We start from the raw sequence: 13,488 nt of genomic DNA on the forward strand, positions 1-13,488 counted from the left end.
CGCGCCTCTTCCGCGTCATATGACATGATAATGAAACGATTTTCTACATTTACTTTTCTTTGAATATCAACTGCTTAATACGAAAATATAGCAGAGACTGAAACGATTCATGAAACGATAAAGAGCAAATACGAAGACTGACGCCCAGGGGCCAGTCGGGCCCACGCCCGCCCCCGGTCAGGCCTTCTTTTTGAAGAGGTCGCCCAGGGTGCCAAAGCGGCCGCCTGACGCGCTCTGGAACGCGGCCAGAGCGTCCGGATCCACCGCGTCCTCGCGCGTACCCGTGCCCAACGAAATGCGGCGCTTGTCCGCGTCCACGGCCAGCACCGTCAGCTCCAACACGTCGCCCACCTTCACGGCGTCGCGCGCGTGGCGCAGCGAACGGTCCCTACCCAGCTCGCTGATGTGAACGAGGCCCTCCACACCGGGCGCCACCTCTGCGAAAGCTCCGAAAGCCTCGAGCCGGGTGACCGTGCCCTGCACCCGCGCGCCCGGCTTCAGCACGGCTTCGTGAAAGGGATCCGGAGCCAGGGCCTTGAGAGACAACGACACCTTCTCGGGCCGCTTGCCGTCCCCCGTCTCCTCGACACGCAGCACCTGAACCTCGATCACCTGCCCCACCGCGAGCACGTCGGAGGGCTTGGTCCCCCGCTTGTACCCAATCTCCGAAGCCGGCAGCAGGCCGTCGATGCCGCCGAGATCCACGAAAGCCCCGAAGTCACGCAGCGACGTCACGGTGCCGGTCATCACGGCGCCTGGGGTCAGCTTGGCCCGGGTCTCCTTGGCGCGCTCCCGGTTTTCCACCTCGAGAAGCGCCCGCCGGGACAAGACCAAGTTCACGCCGCGCGCGTCGGTTTCGTACTTGCTGATCGCAAACCGCAGCTTTTGGCCCACGTAGGGCGTGGGATCTTCCACGTGGCGCAGCTCGAGCTGCGAGATCGGACAGAAGCCGCGCACGCCGGCCACCTGCACCTCCACGCCGCCCTTGTTGACGCCCGTGACGGTGCCGTCCACCGCCAACCCCAGCCGCGCCGCCTGCTGAAGCTCCGCCGAGCCCACGGCCCCCTTGGCCATCGAGCGGCGCAACACGGGGCAGCCGGTTTTTCCCTCGAGCTCCACCACGCGGGCCGACACCTCGTCGCCCACCTGCACGGTGAGATGCCCCGCTTCGTCGCGAATTTCGTCGTAGGGCAAGAGGGCCTCGGACAAACCCACCCCCATGTCCACGAACGCACCCGCAGGCCCCACGGAGACCACCCGCCCGGTGACCGTGTCACCCAGCTTCACGCGCCGGGGGCGCTTGTCCTGCTTGCGCTCGTCCGCAGCAAAGAGCGCCGCAAAATCCTCGTCCTCGCCTGCGCCCTTTTCGGGGCTGTCGTCGTGCTTCATGAAGAGCTGCCTGCTCTACCGCAACGGCAGCCTGGCGGCAACAACAGGTCGCGCAGCGCTCAGGGCGCTTGCAGGGGGGCCGCGTCGCTCGGCGCCTCCACGAGCGGAGACTCGACACGTCCCCGTACCGCGGCGTGCCCCCGCCAAAACGCCGGCAACACCAGCAGCACGGCGGCCACGGCGATCACCTCCCCCAGCACGGCGGCCCAGCCGAAGGTGCGCAGGGCCCCGGAGTGGGCCAGGAGCAACGATCCGTAGCCAACGATGGTGGTGAGCGAGCAGAGCAAGATCGCGCCGCCCATGCGCGCGCAGGCGCCGCGGGCGTCGAGCTTCAAGCTATCCATCGCCCCATAGAGGTTCAGCAAATAATCGGCGCCCACGCCGATCGTGATCGGCACGGCGGCGAAGTTCAACATGTTCACACGCACCCCTGCGGCCAGCACCATCGCCTGCGAGAGCAGCGCCACCGGCCCCACGATGGCCGCGGCCAGCAGCACCCGTCCCGGGCGCCGCCGGTAAAGCGGGATGAGTAAAGCCAAGACCAAAACGAACACCGCCAACACCACCCGCGGCGCTTCGGCGTGGACCAGCTCGAAGATGGACGCCATGAACAAAAACGGCCCGCCCACCAAGGCCCCTGCCGGCAACGGGACCTCGCGGATGTGACGTTCGAGCCAGATCATGTTGCGCCCGTCTCCGTAGTCGACGGTGGTGCTGGGGTAAAGCAACACGGTGCGGTCGTCCTGCCCCTGGCGCTCCCGCAGGTTGCGGAGCAGCGTGGCGGGGATCTCGTGCCGCGCGATGGGGGCCAAAGCCGCGGGGGCGAACCAGGTGTCGAGGTAGGGCTTGACCGCGCCTTCCACCGCATCGGGGGGCAAGGCCGCGATGCGCGTCTGCAGGTCGCGCAGACGTTCGAGGCGGCGCTGCTGCTCGGCCTCGGGAGGGAAAAACGATGCGATCGTCTCGACCCGATCGATGGCCGGGGGCTGCGTGGCCCCAAGATGCATGCGCAACGCCCGCGCCACGCCCTCCCGGTCTTCGGGCCGCTGCACCAAAGCCACGACGGGATTCACCCAGCTGCCGAAAAGCTCGGTCATCTTGGCTTCCCACGACGCGCTACCCGACGCGATCGAGCGCCGATCGCGGAGCACCTCGAGGTGCATCTCGTACACCCCTTCCTTGATGCCCCGGGCGATGCCCAGCCCCGCCCACCCGAGGCCCGCCACCAGGAACAAGGCGGCCACGACCTGGGGCGTGCGCCCCCGCGCGAAGTACCGCAGAAGCGCGCTTTGCACCCGGGTGGCTTCCAAGCCCCGGCGCGGGGGCGGCAGCCAGGCGACGGCCACCGGCATCGCCAAAAAGGCCCACAGCCACGTGGTCACCATGCCAAGCCCCCCCAGGTAGCCGAACTGGGAAAAGCCTCGGAAACTCGAGAGCGCAAGCCCCCCGTACGCCGCCGAGGCCGTGGCCGCCGCGCCCAGCGTGCCTGGCAACGCCGCCCAGGCCGCCTCCACGAGTGACGTCGAAAGGGGTTCGTCGGCACGCCGGGCCCGAAAATACGAGAGCAGGACGAGCGGATAGTTGATCCCGTTGCCCGCGATGATCGAGCCCAAAAACGCCGTGTTCGAGTTGAGGTGCCCCACGAGCAGGCTTCCCAGGCCGAAGGCAAAGAGCAGGCCCGGGGTCAACGCGGCCAGCACGACCACCACGCTGCGCAGCGACCGAAAATAAAGCGCGATCAACGCCGTCACCAGCACGAGCACCACGGCGGACGTCAGCGACAGATCCGCCAAAATCGCTTCGTGCTCCTCGATGAAGTTGGCCGCGTCGCCCGTGTACGCCACACCGAGCGCCGCGGGGAAGCTGGGGCGCAAGGCGCTGACCTCCGCTTTCACCACGGCCATCAGGCGCTTGGCCGCGTCGATGTCCACGTCCGAGTCCCGCATCCACACCACCGCCACCACCGTTTTTCCATCGGGCAGCTCCAAATAGCCACGCGGGAAACGATCGTGCGCGCCCACCTCACGGTCGAGCCGCGCTTCGAGCGCACGCCAGTCATCGTCGGCGGTGTCGCCGTCGAGCTCGACGAAGAGCGGGTTCGACTCGGCTTTTTTCCGTTCGATCAGGCGGGAGACGTCGTCGATGAGACCATCGAAGGTCGGCGCGGGCATGAGCAAGGGCGCCCGCTGCCGCAGCCAGGCACGCTCGGCACGCACGTCGGCCTGCACCCGCGCGATGAGCGGGGACGCCAGAGCCCGGAGCCGTTCAGCCAGCGCGTCGATGAAAGCGCGGTTCGCTGCGGGATCGTCGCCATGGGCCACCACGGTCAGGTGCCCCTGGCTGCCCAGCCGCTCGTGAATGCGGTCGAGCGCACGGGCAGCCTCCGAGTCCCGCGGCATCAGCTCCTGCAAGTCCGCCCGCACGTCACGGAACAGCTGCACGGTGAGGTAAACGGGGCCCAGGCAGGCGAGCAACAGCCACGCCAGGGCCAGGCCGCGTCGCCGGCAGACGAAAGCCACGTAACGGTCGTACGAGGTCCGCAAAAAAGTCACGGGGCGAACGGATATCACGATCGACCGGGCCAGCGAAGCCGCGATTTGGCAACGTCCTTCGGAGCGGCAGCGCGGCGCGGCGCGGGCGACCCGGGCCCTTTGCGCGGGCCCTTCGGCCTGGTAAAGCTGAAGGCCCTTGTCGAAGAAACTGGTCGAAGCCATTCGCCGCGCCACACCTTCCGGGGTGTGGTCGCGCGGGGTGAAGCTCGTGCGGGGCGAAGGCGTGGTGCTGGAGTCGCAGGACGAAGACGAGCTGGTCTTGCGGGTGCGGGTGAGCGGCATGGCCGTGGCCCCCACGGTGGTCCTGTATCCGGGTGAGCTCGAATGGGACTGCGACTGCGAAGGGCGCCAACGGCCCTGTGAACACATTGCGGCGGTGGCCATCGCGCTGTCGCAAGGCGAAGGCGATCCGGCAGAGCTCAAGGCAAGCGGGGCTGCGGGGGGCGCCATCGTGTACCGCTTCAAGAGCGCCGAACACGGGCTCCAGGTCGAGCGCTTCCTCTCCGGGGTGGAGGGCGAACGACCCCTCGTGAGCTCTTTGGCCGCCCTGCTCAGCCAGCCAGGCGAGGCGGCGAAGATTCATCCGGAAGAGCCCGACCTGCGCGCCGATCGTGTGCTGGAAAGCCGCAGCCGGGGCGTGCTTGCGGCCGACCAGCTGCGATCCCTCCTCACCATCCTCGTCGACTGCAAGCGCGCCTTTCTCGATGGCGTGCCGGTGCAGATCAGCGGGGAAGAGATCCTGCCTCACGCGCACCTTCGCGACGAAGGCCCTGACGTGGTGTTGACCCTCGCGGCCGATCCGCGCGTCACCCGGGCGGTGTCCGCGGGCGTCGTGCTCTGCGGCGATACTCTGGCCCGCCTCGGGGAAATCGAGCTTTGCGGCGCCTGGCTTCAGAACCTGCCGGCCACGCGGAGGTTTTCGCCGGGGGCGCTCGGGGAGCTCAAGACCCGCGTGCTGCCGGATCTGCAGACCCGCATGAAGGTGGTGGTGGAAAGCCAGAAGCTTCCCCGGGTCACGCGGGATCTGGCGCCCCGGATTCAGATTGAACTCAACCACATCGGCACGGGCCTTTCGGCCCTGGCCACCTTGGTGTACGGCGAGCCTCCCTGCGCGCGCATCGACGAGGGCCGCCTCGTGCACCTGTCCGGGCCGGTCCCCGTGCGCGACGAGGCCGCGGAACGCAAGCTGCTGCTGAAGCTGCGGGACGAGCTGGATCTGTTGCCAGGCCGCCGCGTGACCTACCAGGCCGACGACGCCACCCGCTTCGCCGGGCGCCTCGCCCGGTTCCGCGGCGAGCTCAGGGGGGATGCCGCCCGCGAGGTGGCCTCCCGCTACGCCCTCGTGCCGCGGCTCCTGGCGGCGGAGACAGCGGGCGCCAGCCCTGGGGGCCCGCTGCGCATGGGCTTCGAGTTCACCTTCGACGTGGTGGGCGCCGAACGCGGGGGGCCCACGGGTGCCACCGTGGAGGCCGGCGCCGTGCTGCGGGCCTGGGAATCTGGGCTGGGGCTCGTGCCCTTGCAGGGAGGCGGCTTTGCGCCCCTGCCGGTGGCCTTCCTCGAAAAGCATGGGCCGCGCCTGGCCGCGCTGCTGGCCGCGCGTGACGAACGGGGCCACCTGGCGGCCCACGCGCTTCCGGAGCTCGCCCGGCTCTGCGACGAGCTCGAGGCCCCCAAGCCCGCGGCACTCGCCCGCTTGAGCCCCGTTTTTCAAGCTTTCGAGAAGCTGCCTCCCCCCACTTTGCCCACCGACCTGCGCGCCACCTTGCGGCCCTACCAGCAGCAAGGCGTGGCCTGGCTCCAGTTCCTGCGCACGACGGGCATGGGAGGCCTGCTCGCCGACGACATGGGCCTTGGCAAAACGCTGCAGACCCTGTGCGCCTTGCCCGGCCAAGGGGCACGCAGCTTGATCGTGTGCCCCACATCGGTGGTGCACAACTGGCGCGCGGAATGCGAAAAATTCCGCCCCACCCTGAAGCTGAACGTGTACCACGGGCGGGACCGCAGCCTCGATCCGCAGGCCGACGTGACGGTGACGAGCTACGCCCTGCTGCGCCTGGATCTCGAACTCCTGCAGAGCCAAAGCTGGGATGCCCTGGTGCTGGACGAGGCGCAGGCCATCAAGAACCCCGACAGCCAAGCCGCGCGGGCCGCCTACGCGCTCGACGCAGGCTTTCGCTTGGCGCTCACGGGCACCCCGGTGGAAAACCGCCTCGACGAGCTGTGGAGCTTGATGCACTTTGCGAACCGAGGCCTGCTGGGCGGGCGCAGCGCTTTCGCCGAACAGGTCGAGCGCCCCCTGATAGCAGGAGACGCGGCCGCCGGGGCTCGGCTGCGCACACGCCTCAAACCTTTCGTGCTCCGCCGGCTCAAGCGGGACGTGGCCCCCGACCTTCCGCCTCGCACCGAAGCGGTTCTGCACGTCGAGCTCGACGAGGCGGAGCGCGCCATCTACGACACGGTCCGGGCCGTGGCCCAAAAAGACGTGCTTTCGCTCCTGGAAGGGGGACGCGGCGTCATGGCCGCGCTGGAGGCGCTCTTGCGGCTCCGCCAGGCGGCCTGCCACGGCGCGCTCGTGCCGGGGCAAACGTTGGCGCAGTCCTCCAAGGTCGAGCGGCTGGTGGATGCCGTCGGTACGGTGGCCGCCGAGGGAGGTCGCAGCTTGGTGTTTTCGCAGTGGACGTCGCTGCTCGACCTCATCGAACCCGCGCTGCGGGACGCGCAGATCCCGTTTTGCCGCCTGGACGGCAGCACCCGGGATCGCGACGCGGTGGTTTCGCGCTTTCAGGCCGCCGATGGTCCCCCGGTGATGTTGATCTCCCTCAAGGCGGGCGGCAGCGGCCTCAACCTCACCGCCGCGGACCACGTCTTCATCTGCGACCCCTGGTGGAACCCTGCCGTGGAAGCCCAGGCCGCGGACCGAGCCCACCGCATCGGGCAAGACAAACCCGTGTTCGTCTACCGGCTGGTCAGCGTCGACACCGTCGAGTCCCGCATTTTGGCCCTTCAAGAACGCAAACGGGCCCTCGCGGACGCGGCGCTCGCGGACGGTGGGGCCGCGGCGGCGCTGACGCGCGAGGACCTTTTGGCGTTGCTCGCCGGCTAATCAGGGCTCGACACCGAGGGGCGTGAGCGCGCGGGTCAAGTAACGCGCGATGCGCGCCTCCGCAGCGGGCGCCAGGCCCAGAAACTGAACCCCCATACCCAACTCTTCGTCGGGATCGATCGCAACGATTTTGCCGTCGACGGCGATGGCGTCCGCATCCCCCGGCAGGGTGAACCGCAAAAACACGTGGGTGCCCACGGGGATGGGTATGGTCTTGTCGAGGTGCAGGCCCCCCGCCGACAGGTTCCCCGCACGGCGAAACACGCGCTCGTCGTCGCCGATCTGCTCCACCCACATCTCCACGGGCACCCGTTGAGTACGGCGTCGCTCGACGCCACCCCGCCCGCTCGTGGTCTCATCCAGGTGAGCGCCGGAACCCTTGCTCATCGGTTCATGGTAACGGCTTTCCATCCAAGCCCACAAGGCGCGGCGCACGAGTCCCGTGAAAATCCGCGGGCGCCTGGCACCAAGCGGCTCTCGGGCGCATCAAAAAGAGCGGATCAAGAAGCGACGCACACATGGCAAAACCCGCAATCCCCTTGCTCTCGAGTTCGACCGTAGGCTCCTCCCACGTCCTGCCTGCGTTGACACCGCCGGAGGGGGCCCCTAACTTGGAACCCGGAAAGTCAATGGATATCGTGCGTTACTCGGAGGCGGATCTGCCCACGGTCCACGGGCCGTTTCGGCTGTACGTTTACCGGGAGGCCTCTACGAATGGCGTGCCGGCGCCGGGCTCTACCAGCCTCGAACACATGGCGATCGTGCGGGGCGACTTGAGGAATCAGGAAGCGGTGCTTTGCCGCATCCACTCGGAATGCTGGACCTCCGAGGTGATCGGCTCTCTCAAATGCGATTGCCGTGAACAGCTCGAGGTGGCCCTGGCGCGGGTGGCCGCCGAGGGCAGCGGCGTGGTGGTGTACCTGCGCCAGGAGGGCCGGGGCATCGGGCTAGGCAACAAGATCAAGGCCTATGCGCTTCAAAACGAGGGCGCCGATACGGTGGAAGCGAACATCGCCTTGGGATTCGAGGCCGACTCGCGGAACTATGATTTGGCCGGCGCGATTCTGGCGGATCTTGGCGTGAAGTCCGTGCGCTTGATGACGAACAACCCGCTCAAGATGGACGGGCTTCGTCGTGCAGGGGTCGAGATCGCCGGTCGTCAGGCGCACTGGGTGGCGGAGAACCGCTACAACGCACAATACCTCGCCGTCAAACGCCGCAAGATGGGACACCACGCCGACAATTCGCCCCGCCTGCTCGCGTTGCCAGGTGCTAAGAAGCCGTAACCGCCAGGGAGGTTACCGCCATTTCCAGCACCGACGAGATCCGAAGCGCGCTGTCACAGGTCATCGACCCAGGGCTTGGAACCGATTTGGTTTCCGCCTCCATGGTGAAGGACGTGACCTTCGCGGGCGGGCACGCCCGCATTCACATCGAGCTCACGACACCCGCTTGCCCCTCGCAAGCCACGATCGAGGCCGACATCACGCGCGCCGTGGCAGTCGTGCGCGGTGTGACTCAGGTGAGCGTGGCGTTCTCGGCCGACGTGGCGTCGCGCCCTTCGGCCACGGCCGGCGGCCCGATGCCCGGCGTGAAGAATGTCATTGCGGTGTCTTCGGGCAAGGGAGGGGTGGGCAAGTCCACCGTGACCACCAACCTCGCCGCCGCTCTTCACAGCCTGGGCGCGCGCGTGGGCATTCTCGATGCCGACATTTACGGGCCCTCGGTGCCCCAGATGATGGGCGATCCCGACGTCTTCGCCTCGGGCAACGAGCAGTCGAAGATCTCCCCCGCCGTTCACCACGGCATGAAGATCATTTCGATCGGCTTTTTCCTCGAGCGCGACAAGCCCGTGATTTGGCGCGGGCCCATGGTGCACAAGCTCTTGCAGCAGTTCATCGAAGACGTGCAGTGGGGCAATCTCGACTATCTGCTCATCGACCTGCCCCCGGGCACCGGCGACGCCCAGCTGTCTTTGTCGCAGCTGCTCCCGGTCACGGGCGCGGTGTTGGTCACCACGCCTCAGGAGGTGTCGGTGCTCGACGTCGAAAAAGCCCTGTCGATGTGGAAGAAGGTGGAGGTGCCGATCTTGGGCGTGGTGGAAAACATGAGCACCTTCGAGTGCCCACACTGCCACCACGTCGAGGAGATCTTCGCGCGCGGAGGCGGCAAAGCCCTCGCCGAGCGGGAAGGCCTGCCGCTGCTCGGCGAGGTGCCCATCCAGTCGGCCATTCGCCGCGCGGGCGATGGCGGAAAGCCCGTCGTGCTGGCCGAACCCGAATCGAAGGCGGCGGAGGTGTTCCGCGAGATGGCGAAAACCGTGGCTTGCGCGCTCTCGGTGCGCAACCGACCTGCTCCGGGTGCAGGCATCCGCAGCGGCAAACTCACGCTGATTCGCTAGGGACCTCCTTCGCAGGCTTGCGAGCGCCGGCAGGCAGGCCTCAGACCTGCCGCAGGTCACTTTGAAAGGGCGAGAGGTTGCCCTCGTTCGAGAGCCACAGCAGGACCGCGCGCACCTCGAGCCACTCGGCCATGCACACCTCGAGGAGGCTGCGCGGGAGGTCCGTGAGGTCGTGCCCTTCGAAGGCAAACGAGGCCACGTTTTGGGTCATCGCGCGCAAGCCCGACGTGGTGAGCTGGTCCCGCGTGCGCCAGGCCCGCTCGACCGCCAACGCGAGGGCCTCGGGGAAGCGGGGGTGCGGGGCGATCGTGTGCGGCCAGGCCGTGTCGTGCTGTCCCACCGCCCACGACAGCCAGCAGAGCGCGGCCCAGTCGGCGCGCGCCCGGCTCACGAGCGCTGAGACGCCCTCGGTGCCGGGCGGGATCCGTTCATCGATCTGCACTTTGGTGAGCTCGGGTTGGCCGTCTTCGCCCACGTCCTCGATCTCGGCCTCGTGACACGCAAGCTGCACGGGGCCCTCGGCCAAAAAGTCCTCGAGCACCGGCGGCGCCCATGCGGTGTGCTCGCAGCCGAACGGGGCCAGCGCGCGACGCACCAACAAAAGGCGCGTGGCGTACACCCGTGCGGCCGCGCGGACGCGGTCGAGGGGTTGCGACAGCTCGAGGGGGATGCGCTCGGCCGCGGCTTCGAGGTGTTCCTGGGCGGGACGAAACGCGTAAAGAGGCCGCAAGACGCGCAGCGAGGTCTCGAAGAACGCGGCGGCCTCGGGGGAGGCCTCGGCGAGGCGGACCCGATCCCGGGCGATGGTCTCGTCTTCGCCCCTCTCCAGGGCCACCAGCGCGCGTGTGAACGACATCGACGCCCGCTCCGGAGCCAGGCACACCGCCGCCTCCGCAAGCTCACGGGCGGCCCGGCTCCAGGGGGGTAAGCCAGCGGCCACCTGGCGCAGGGTCTCGGCGGGCTCGGCGCCCGCAACGAGGGCGTCGAGCAGAGCGTCCACCCCGCGGGGCTCGGGACTGCGGGCCAGCTCGGCCGCATCGGCAACGCCTCGAGGCAGTACGGCCGCAGAGACGAACGCATGAAAACGCGCGCACGTGCCCGAGGCCGCGAGCGTGCGGGCCGCGGCCACCAGGGCCTCGCGCACCCGCCCGGAGCCCTGCCACTCACGCGCCCGGTCTTCCCAGATCGCGGCCGAGGCCGACGTCTCGGAAAACGCGTCGGTGTCCGTGGCGATCGGGGGCAGCACGATCGGGCCCCCCAACGCGCGCTCCCACACGAGGCCCTCCTGGGTGTCCAGGGCCCGCCAGACGCCGGTGTGCTGGCCAGCCTCGAAGTGCCCGTACACCCAGGCAGGCGCACGCGCGGCGGGAACGCCCCACGTTGCGGCCTCGCTCGGGTCCACGCGCAAGCGCCAAGGGCCCTCTCGCACCTCGTCGTAGCCCTCGTGCCAGCGGTAGGTGACCGCCTCGCGAAGGCGACCTTGTTCGTCGAAGTGGCGCCGGGCCACACGCCGGCCGCGGTCGTACGTGGCCTCCTCGCTGAGCGTGGCATCCTGACGCCACCACGCCCACACGCCGGATGCCGAAGCGCCGGGGGCTTCTGGGGGGCCCGCACACCAGCGCGACGTGCCCTCCTCGAAGGCGGCGTGGTCCGGAACGCCCTCGGGCCGCGGGGGACGGCGCCGGCCATCGGAGCACAGGGCGAAGCCCTCTTCGTCGAAGAAGGTCTCGCTGAGCAAAGAGCCCGCCTGATAGCGGGCGGCCAGGCGCACGGCGCCCGGAGGCACGCAGCAGGCGCGCAAGGGCTCGGCGTCGTCCCGCGGGCTTGCGCAGGCGGTGACCTCCCCGTCGAGCTCACCCTGGGCGTAAGCGCCCTGCCGTGCCAGCGATCCATCGGCGTGGAAGTGCCGAAAAGGCCCCTCCAGCAGCCCGCCGGCGAAGGCGCCCTCGAAGAGCAACGAGCCGTCCTCGCGCCAGCGGCGCACGGGGCCCGCGCGCGGGCCATCGGGGGCGGGCGGCGCCGCTTCCCAGCACGCGCTGTCGGGCTCCCACACCGCGGTCTCGGGCACACCTGGCGGACGAACGGCTTGTCCGGGCATGGCTAGACTTTGCGCCGTCTCCGCGGCTTTGTCACCGGCGAGGCGCACTCGGCACGAGCCGAGGCGTGTGGCGCGTCCCGCGTGCAGGCGGCCGTCAGGGGGTGTTGCCGACCTGCGCGGGCTCGATGAGCTCAGCCGGAGGGGCCTCCGGAGGGGCGGCGACCGGCGCCTCGTCCTGGACGGGCTCGGACACCGTCGTCTCGGGCCGCCCCGTCTCGGGCGGCGGCGTCTCGGGCGGCGTCTGCTCCCCCGCACCTCGCTTCGCCTGACGCCTGAGGCTCAGGACGGCCGAAACGTCTCGGTCCGGTACGATCCGGTGCACGGCTTCCACGAAGCCCTCTTTTCGCAGGGTGATATCCACCGGCTCCTCCCCCCGCGGCAGCGCGACCACCAAGGGCGAAAGCCCGAGCAGCTGGCCTTTCGGCCCCAGGACCTCCGCACGGCGCGGCTGCGATTCGATGCGAAGCTCGATGGTGTCGGACACGGCGGCGACCGGTGCCGCAGGAGCGCGCGGGGCGGGGGCGGCGACGGCGGGGGCAGGGACGGCGTCGGCGGGGGCCGACGCCGGGGTGCGGACCAGGGCCCCAGGCGCGGGGGGCGCTGCGGGCCGCGCCACGACCAGGGCCACTGCAGCCGCCAGCGCCGCGCCGGTCAAGGCCCACAGCACGGGCCCGCGGGGCGAGGCCCGGCGCGTCCCCCGGGGGCGCGATCCCTCGACGGCAAGGGGCGGGACCGTGGCAAGGGGATGCGGGACCGCCTCATCGGCGGGCACGACGGGCAGGTCGCCCCACGATCGCAACAGATCGTCCTCGACCTGGGTCTCGAAGATGCCGGCGTCCACGCCGAACAGGTCGTCCAGCAGACGAGGGAGGGCTCCCGGTGCAAAGTGCGTTTCGGCGAGAAAGCCCTCGAGCGCGTCTGCCATCTCCAGGGCCGATGCATACCGACGGCTCAGGTCTCGCTCGAGGGCCCGCACCACGATGTAGTCGAGCGCGGTCGGAAGATCGGATCGCTGCATCGACGGTGGAATCACCGGCCGCTCGAGCACGTTCTTCATGGTGTTGTATTCGCTCTTCTCGAAAAAGAGCCTGCGGCCCGTCAGCATTTCCCACAGACAGACGCCCAGGGAAAACACGTCGGAGCGTGCGTCGATCGCGTCGCCACGGATCTGCTCGGGCGATAGATAACTCAGCTTGCCACGGATGAACCCATTGCCGCTGACGCCATCCACCTCCATGCGTTGGCTCTCGCCCACCTTGGCGATGCCGAAATCGAGCAACTTCACGCCTCCGGCACGCAGCAACATCACGTTCGACGGGCTCACATCCCGATGAACGATGTTGAGAGGCTTGCCGCCCGCGCCGTTGAGGCTGTGCGCATAGTGCAATCCGATGGCCACTTGCTGCGCGATGTAGGCCGCCACCGCAGGATCCAACTGCTTGTGCGTGGCCCGAAGCTGGCGCAGAACGGACAGCAGATCCTTGCCCCTCAGGTACTCCATCGTGATGAAGTAGCTGCCCCCGATCTGACCAAAATCGTAGATCTGAACGATGTTCGGGTGGTTTAGCAGCGCCGAGACGCGCGCCTCTGCCACGAACATGTCGATGAAGTCTTTGGACTCCGACTTCTCCTTCAAAATGCGCTTGATGACGAAGACACGCTGAAAGCCCTCCACGCCGTGAGCAACGGCGCGAAAGACCTCGGCCATGCCGCCCCGCCCGATGGGCTCGAGCAGGACGAACCGGCCAAACCGCTCACCGGCGGCCCTGTTCTTGGGCTCTGACACCTGTGCGTCCGACATCGTCCGGAAACACGAGGAGCTTGAGATGAACCGTAACGCAGAACACAAGCGAACCCCTGCCTGGGACTCGGGTCGTGTGGCCCCACCCCGTGCGCGAAGGTAGGGACGAACTGATTGTGGCCAACCTTGCCCTTCGTCGGGCAT

At 68.7% G+C, this 13,488-nt stretch carries 7 protein-coding genes and 1 pseudogene; 3 read left to right on the plus strand and 5 right to left on the minus strand.

Features of this window, described 5'->3' with window-relative positions; all coding sequences use genetic code 11:
* Positions 1-177: 177 nt before the first annotated feature.
* Positions 178-1,389, minus strand: coding sequence for a S1 RNA-binding domain-containing protein (locus KA712_18590; GenBank protein ID MCG5054977.1), 1,212 nt, complete (start codon positions 1,387-1,389; stop codon positions 178-180).
* A 59-nt stretch (positions 1,390-1,448) separates the two neighbouring features.
* Complete coding sequence (locus KA712_18595) at positions 1,449-4,103, minus strand: MMPL family transporter (protein ID MCG5054978.1); 2,655 nt, start codon at positions 4,101-4,103, stop codon at positions 1,449-1,451.
* Between KA712_18595 and KA712_18600 the strand changes: the two genes are divergently transcribed.
* Positions 4,078-7,044, plus strand: coding sequence for a DEAD/DEAH box helicase (locus KA712_18600; protein MCG5054979.1), 2,967 nt, complete (start codon positions 4,078-4,080; stop codon positions 7,042-7,044). The two genes, KA712_18595 and KA712_18600, sit on opposite strands and share 26 nt — an antisense overlap.
* On the opposite strand, the gene KA712_18605 is transcribed toward KA712_18600, so the two are convergent.
* Positions 7,045-7,431 (minus strand): PilZ domain-containing protein, encoded by a 387-nt coding sequence (locus KA712_18605; GenBank protein MCG5054980.1) that lies wholly within the window; start codon positions 7,429-7,431, stop codon positions 7,045-7,047. It lies immediately after the preceding gene.
* A 242-nt stretch (positions 7,432-7,673) separates the two neighbouring features.
* Here KA712_18605 and ribA point away from each other — a divergent pair, with 242 nt between their 5' ends.
* Both ribA and KA712_18615 read left to right on the plus strand, forming a co-directional pair.
* A complete protein-coding gene (gene ribA / locus KA712_18610) occupies positions 7,674-8,330 on the plus strand; it encodes a GTP cyclohydrolase II (protein MCG5054981.1) in 657 nt (218 codons plus the stop codon).
* A 47-nt stretch (positions 8,331-8,377) separates the two neighbouring features.
* Positions 8,378-9,445: pseudogene (locus tag KA712_18615) on the plus strand (Mrp/NBP35 family ATP-binding protein).
* A 40-nt stretch (positions 9,446-9,485) separates the two neighbouring features.
* On the opposite strand, the gene KA712_18620 reads toward KA712_18615, so the two are convergent.
* Together KA712_18620 and KA712_18625 are read right to left on the minus strand one after the other, a co-directional pair.
* Positions 9,486-11,543 (minus strand): hypothetical protein, encoded by a 2,058-nt coding sequence (locus KA712_18620; protein MCG5054982.1) that lies wholly within the window; start codon positions 11,541-11,543, stop codon positions 9,486-9,488.
* Positions 11,544-11,637: 94 nt separating this feature from the next.
* Positions 11,638-13,344 (minus strand): serine/threonine protein kinase, encoded by a 1,707-nt coding sequence (locus KA712_18625; GenBank protein ID MCG5054983.1) that lies wholly within the window; start codon positions 13,342-13,344, stop codon positions 11,638-11,640.
* Between the last annotated feature and the right edge of the window lie 144 nt (positions 13,345-13,488).

The sequence above is a fragment of the Myxococcales bacterium genome (assembly GCA_022184915.1).
Taxonomy (GTDB): domain Bacteria; phylum Myxococcota_A; class Polyangia; order Fen-1088; family Fen-1088; genus JAGTJU01.